General features: G+C 42.1%; 6 protein-coding genes. 1 reads left to right on the forward strand and 5 read right to left on the reverse strand.

Going from position 1 to position 6,316, the window contains the following annotated elements; all coding sequences use genetic code 11:
* Positions 1-764, forward strand: a 764-nt coding sequence (locus QNK26_RS02890; protein ID WP_319220759.1) for a lipase secretion chaperone, incomplete at its 5' end; no start/stop codon positions are given.
* Here QNK26_RS02890 and glgX read toward each other — a convergent pair.
* From glgX to QNK26_RS02915, 5 genes are all read right to left on the reverse strand, one after another.
* On the reverse strand, positions 648-2,702 hold the full coding sequence (glgX, locus tag QNK26_RS02895; protein WP_319220760.1) for a glycogen debranching protein GlgX: 2,055 nt from the start codon (positions 2,700-2,702) through the stop codon (positions 648-650). The two genes, QNK26_RS02890 and glgX, sit on opposite strands and share 117 nt — an antisense overlap.
* Positions 2,703-2,923: 221 nt before the next feature.
* Positions 2,924-3,472, reverse strand: coding sequence for an EF-hand domain-containing protein (locus tag QNK26_RS02900; RefSeq protein ID WP_319220761.1), 549 nt, complete (start codon positions 3,470-3,472; stop codon positions 2,924-2,926).
* A gap of 146 nt (positions 3,473-3,618) precedes the next feature.
* Positions 3,619-4,299 (reverse strand): response regulator, encoded by a 681-nt coding sequence (locus tag QNK26_RS02905; RefSeq protein ID WP_319220762.1) that lies wholly within the window; start codon positions 4,297-4,299, stop codon positions 3,619-3,621.
* A gap of 3 nt (positions 4,300-4,302) precedes the next feature.
* Positions 4,303-5,718: an ATP-binding protein gene (locus tag QNK26_RS02910; protein WP_319220763.1), complete on the reverse strand. Its 1,416-nt coding sequence runs from the start codon at positions 5,716-5,718 to the stop codon at positions 4,303-4,305.
* Between the two features lie 160 nt (positions 5,719-5,878).
* A partial coding sequence (locus tag QNK26_RS02915) for a hypothetical protein (RefSeq protein WP_319220764.1) occupies positions 5,879-6,316 on the reverse strand: 438 nt, incomplete at its 5' end.

A 6,316-nucleotide genomic window follows, 5' to 3' on the forward strand; every position in this document is an offset into this window, starting at 1 on the left:
CGGCGCTGACCCAAGGGGCGGATATATTGGCGGGCTATTTACAATATCTTAATCAAGTGACGGTGATTAAGCTGCAATTCGAACAGAGTATAGACCCTAACGATATCGGTGAATATGCATTAGACAATGTTATTCAAGTCCGTGAAATGGTCCTTGATGCGCGAACAATCTATCTTGATGATGCTGTTATTGTGGCTTTTTTTGGCCAAACAGATGAGTATGAAGCGTACATGTTAAAGTTGGCGGCGATTAATCAAAGCAAGGAATTAAGTGACGCTGAGAAACAAACCGCGCAAGCCGAACTCGATACTACAGCACCGGCGTGGTTATTGGCACAGCAGCATAATGCCAATCAATTGAATCAATACCGTGAGCAATATCAAACCTTGCAAACCCAGGGGGCAAGTCAGACAGAGCTGCAAGACCTTACTCGGCAGTCATTTTCACCGGAAGTGGCAGACCGTTTAGCGGCATTGGATGTGCAGCGTCAGCAGTGGCAGGTAAAGTTAGCTGAATATAGAGAAGAGCTAGCTGTTATTACCAATAACGCGGCTGATGAGAACAGCGATAGTGAGCAGCAACAGCTGGAAATTGCGCAATTACGGGAGGCTTATTTCACCCCCCAAGAAATTAAACGCGTCAGTGCCTTAGACGGTATCGACAGTGCTCGTCGTCGTAGTACTCTTAGTCATAATACTACTCTCAGCCATAACACTGCTCTCAGTCATAACACTATCAGTGGTACTAACGCCACTACGTTGTAATACCACCATAGAGCGGCCTGCTAATTGGTAGTGATCGTTTACATTTAATGGTGCAAGGTGCATTGAACTGGTATCGCAAACGCGGTGCCAAATTGGCGGTACATCAGGCAGTTTAAAATCAACAAGAGTATCGATTTGGTTGAATAGCAACAATAATTCATCGCCATCGGTGTTCAGACCTAGGTGTAGACCTAAGCTGCTTTGATGTTCCCAGTCATGTTGCTGCATCACGTCGCCATTACTGCAGTACCAGCTAATACGATGATCATTACGTCCATCACCAGTAAAAGCTGCAATGAATGGCAGCATGTATTTTTTACGCGCCGCGATCATCTTGCTTATCCAGTCTTGAAATTCTTGTTTTACCTCGTCCATTTGCCAGTTTAGCCAGCTTATCTCATTATCCTGACAGTAGGCATTGTTATTACCGCCTTGGGTATGAGACACAATATCAGCAGCCAAAATATGCGGAATACCAAAACTAAACAGTAATGTGGTGATCAAATTACGCTTTTGCTTTTCACGAAAGGCGATAATCGCGACATCATCAGTGTCACCTTCAATACCACAATTGTACGAGCGGTTATCACCATGACCATCACGGTTGTTTTCACCGTTAGCGATGTTGTGCTTATCATTGTAAGACACTAAATCTTGCAAGGTAAAACCATCATGGTAAGCAATATAATTAACGGGCAATTTGTGTGGCCAGCGACTACCACTGAAAAAATGACGAGAGCCCATAATTCGGGTCGCGAAATCTTTTAAGTAGCCGTGATCGCCACGCCAAAAGCTACGTACCGTATCGCGGAATTTATCATTACATTCGTTCCAACCATCAGGGAAGTAACCTAACTGATAACCATCCGGTCCAATATCCCAAGGTTCGGCAATGAGCTTCGTGGATTGTAAAATAGGATCCTGAGCAACAGCGTGGAAAAAGGGCGCTTTTTGATTGAAGCGTTCGCGATTACGTCCTAGGGTAGCGGCTAAATCAAAACGGAAACCGTCAATATGATATTCGGTGACCCAATAGCGCAGGCTATCCATGACTAAATTAAGGCTGGCTTGATGGGTTAGGTCTAAGCTATTACCACAACCCGTGTAGTTGCGTAGGCCATTTTCATCACGTAAATAATAGCGATGGTCGAGCGCTTTAAGGTTGAAGGTAGGCCCATCTTGGCCACCTTCTGCGGTATGGTTAAAGACCACATCTAAGATAACTTCGATGCCGTTTTTATGCAGTTCTCTGATCGCAGTTTTTAATTCTGTGACCGCATCAACAGCTGCGTAACGCGGCTCGGGAGCCATGAACGCTAGCGTGCTATAACCCCAATAATTCACCCCTTGCTGTTCTAATAAGTGTGGTTCGTGCATACATACCGCAACCGGTAGTAGCTGGACACTGGTAATACCTTGTTGCTTTAATAAGGTGATATTGGCAGGGGCTGATAATGCTTGATAGCTACCGGGGACTGCTGAGGTGATCGCGGGATTTAACTGACTAAAACCTTTGGTGTGGGTTTCTAATAAGATCGTCTCAGCCAGTGGCACAGCAGGTCGCGGTACATCTTGCCAATCAAACGCATTATCGGTAACGAGCGCCTTGGCAAGGTGCCAGCTTTTTTCGGCATTGTAAGGCGGCTCATAATAAGGCGCTTTGCTAACGGCTTTGGCATAGGGGTCGAGTAACAGCCAATCTTGGCCGTCAATATTGCTTGAAAAGCCATATTCTTGCCCTGCACAAATGCCGGTAATAAAAATATGATGAATACCCGCATATTTATTTTCGATAGTAAAACTGCGCTGTGTTTTGCCATTAAACAATACTAATTGCAAGCTGCTGCAGTCTGGTGCATATATCGCAAAGTTACAGCCTTGTGGTTTTAAGCTATTTGCAGACTGTAAGTTTGCACCAAGGGGATAAGGTTTTGACATTAATCACTCACATTCAGTTTGTTAGCTGGGTCACATTTATAAATTAGCTTCATCTTATGTAATTCAGTTAATTAAAAGGAGCTTTTACACGAATAAACATGACCGAGTTAACAATATATTCCACTTTAGAGTTAAAAACATGCCAAAAGCTAATAAAAAAATGCCTGTTAGTGAAAACTAACAGGCATTTTTTTATTGAGTAATTTATTGCTTGTGCTTAATTAACGTTTGTGATGATGCGCTCTCATGTCTTCTTTAGTGATGTAACCGTCACCGTTAGTATCTAGTTTGTCAAAGTGTTGCATCATTTCTTGTTTCGAAATTCGGCCATCATTATCAGTGTCTATGTTTTTGAACATCATGCCTTTGTGATGTTTACCACGTCTTGGTAATTCATCTTTAGTAATGAAGCCATCACCATTAGTATCAAATTTGTCAAAGTTCTCCGCTAGGCGTCCAGTGGCTTCTTCTCTTGAAATTTTACCGTCATTGTTGGTATCCATTTCGGCAAACTTTTTACCGTTATGATGCTTACCTTGGTTGGGCAGATCAGCTTTGGTAACGAAACCGTCGTTGTCAGTGTCTAATTTGTCAAAATTTTCAGCTAGACGGCCTGTAGCTTCATCTTTAGAAACTTTACCATCTTGGTTGCTGTCCATTTGTTCAAAAGACACATGATTACGTTGTTTGTTATGACTATCTGCATAAGCAAACGTAGTGGTTGTCATCGCTGTTAATAAGGCTGCGGTAATAAATAATGTCTTTTTCATAATAAGCTCACTTTGTTGCTTGTTGTTAGTCTTAAACAAGGTTAACGCTCGGTTAACCTGTTGATGGAGTAACTATAAGCAACAAATGCGCAGGAATTATGGAGGAAATATGGAGATTAAGCGTAATTTAAAAAAAATAGGCATAATCAGAGGCTGAATCGATAGCCAACGCCATAAATAGATTTGATGTATTCATTATCAGGTGCTGCATCTTGCAATTTTTTACGTAAGTTTTTGATGTGACTATCAATGGTGCGGTCGGTGACTAAACGATTGTCAGCATAAATTTTTTGCATCAGTTGGTCGCGGTTAAAGACTTGGCCAGGGTGCTGATTAAAAAAACTTAATAGACGAAACTCTGCGGGCGTCAGTGTTAGTTCATTATGGTCAAATGTGGCTTTCATTTGCTTATCATTAATCACCAGTCCATGTTGTGAAGACGACTCTGCAACTTCGGCTGTGCGACGTAATACATTTTTGATGCGTGCAACCACTTCGCGCGGGCTGTAGGGTTTACAGATATAATCATCGGCGCCGAGTTCAAGTCCTAGTAAGCGGTCAATTTCATCTACCCGTGCCGTTGCCATGACAACAGGGACTTGGCTGAAGGTTCGTAATTCACGATAGATATCAAGACCATCTCGATGAGGTAGCATCAAATCAAGAATAAGCAGATCTGGACTTTCTTGTTTCACCCAGTCAATTACTGCTAGGCCATTATCAATGATGTGGGTTTGGAATCCAGCTTGAGCTAGGTATTCACATAAAACGATGGCCAGTGACGGCTCATCTTCAACCACGAGTATCTTTTTTGCTGATGGTGTCATGGGTTAATTGTCCTTAATCGGAAATGATATGGCTATTTTTAAGCCGCCAAGTTCGGAATGCTGCGCGCTGATGCTGCCATTATGCATCTTGACGATATTTTTACAAATGGATAAACCCAAACCAGAGCCGCCATTGGCACGGCTGCGAGATTTATCGACGCGGTATAAGCGGTCGAATAGTTTGGGTAAGGCGTCATCAGGCACGCCAGGGCCACTGTCTTCAATGGTTAATAATATCGCGTTAAGTGTCTGCTGCAGATTAATATTTATTTGCCCATTGGGGTTGGTATAGCGGTAACTGTTTTCAAATAAATTACCAATTAACTGTGCTATTGATTTGGCATCGGCATGTAATAACATACACTGATTGTGATCGTACAAGCGTTGTATAGCAATGTGTTTATCCGCTAAACGCACTTCATTTTGGTTAGCAATATTACTGATGATGTTGGTGATATCTACTTTCTGGGAGGTGTCGATAAGTACACCACTATCAGAGAGTGATAACGAATATAAATCATCAACTAAGCGGGTGAGGGTCATCACTTGATCGTGCAATGATCTGATGTATTTCGGTTCGGGTTTACGGATACCGTCTTCAATGGCTTCTATTTCACTCAGCAACACCGCAATTGGGGTGCGTAATTCATGGGAGATATCCGATAGCCATTGTTCTCTCGATTTTTTCTGGGTTTTTAGTGTGGTGGTCAGTAAGTTAAAGGCGAGCGATAGTTCCGCTAATTCATCTTTACCACGCACATCAATTTGATAATCAAAGTTACCGTTGGATAATGATTTTGCGGCGCTATCTAAGTTTTTCAGTGGTTTTAAAAAGTGGCGTACTAATAATGCCGCAACAATAAATGAAAACAATGCCGCCCAAGCTGCAATCCAATAAAAGTTGTCTAACTGTTGACGTAGAAAGCGTTCGGCAAGACGGCCTTTGATACTTTCGCGTTGTATCACCGACAACCATCCGACAGTTCTGTTGTTATTGATCACAGGGATCTTGGTGATCTGAATATTATTATGTAAACGGCGTAAGTTTTTCGGGTTACCGATAATGGACTTACCATTTTTGTTGAGCAAGTTTAGGCGAGCTTCAAGGCGATTAAAACTGGATCTATAGTCTTTCCGTTCGGGGTGTTTTTTAGAAGGACTGGGGTGCTCGCCAATATTTTGCAGTAATTGTGCCCATAACTCTGGCTTTTGCTGCATATCTTTCCAGCCTTTGTTATGCGAATAATACTCACTGATCCGCTCTGCCATGGTTTCTATTTTTTCAATTTCACTTTGATTTAAGTAACTTTGTAAGCCGTTTTGAAAGCTATTATTTATTAATAATGCCATACCAGCCATCATGATTAAGCTAATCAGCATCAGGGAGATAAACAATTTATGGAAAATGGTTAAACGCATTTAACTGGCCTTTGAATGAGGGATCCAGATTATTATACCCAAGCTACTTCAAAATACACAATCAGCATCTTGAAGTAACTTGGCTATATATACGTTTGAGGAGGATTGTGGGAAGTAAAGCGTCCATACCAAGATGGACTTTTAGCTAGCCAAGGTTCGGCTAATCAAGGTTAAGTGTGATGGTATTGCTGGTGATGAGGATCTCACTGTACTGAGTCGTTGAATGCTGTAATGAAACCACTTCAGCTAACAATTTTTGTTGGTGGTTTAAAATATAAATTGGGCCCGAATAACTACAGGTATCGGAATTGATTTGCATGACTTGACTGCTGGGGTCCGGCGCAAAATCAGGGCCTAAAAATTTAGCGTATTCTTTATAAATATTGATATTACAGGGTTGGCCACTATTGGACACTATCTGTAATTGCATGGTTGTAGATGCTTGATAGTTCAAAGCACTTGAGGCATTAATATTGAGTAAGCTGTTGTTATTACTCGCTGTTGGAATAAAGCTGTCTTCATCTTGGGTCAGCGCTTGCTTAGCCCCATCAACTGTGGGAGTCGCTTGATCAGCGGGGGTTGTCGCCGCGTTGCCTGA

This window comes from Moritella sp. (genome assembly GCF_033791185.1).
Classification (GTDB): Bacteria; Pseudomonadota; Gammaproteobacteria; order Enterobacterales; family Moritellaceae; genus Moritella.

Excerpts from the sequence above, each read along its gene's own strand:
- QNK26_RS02905 (WP_319220762.1), bottom strand. The coding sequence starts at position 4,299 with ATGACACCATCAGCAAAAAAGATACTCGTGGTTGAAGATGAGCCGTCA.
- QNK26_RS02900 (WP_319220761.1), bottom strand. The coding sequence starts at position 3,472 with ATGAAAAAGACATTATTTATTACCGCAGCCTTATTAACAGCGATGACA.
- glgX (WP_319220760.1), bottom strand. The coding sequence starts at position 2,702 with ATGTCAAAACCTTATCCCCTTGGTGCAAACTTACAGTCTGCAAATAGC.
- QNK26_RS02910 (WP_319220763.1), bottom strand. The coding sequence starts at position 5,718 with ATGCGTTTAACCATTTTCCATAAATTGTTTATCTCCCTGATGCTGATT.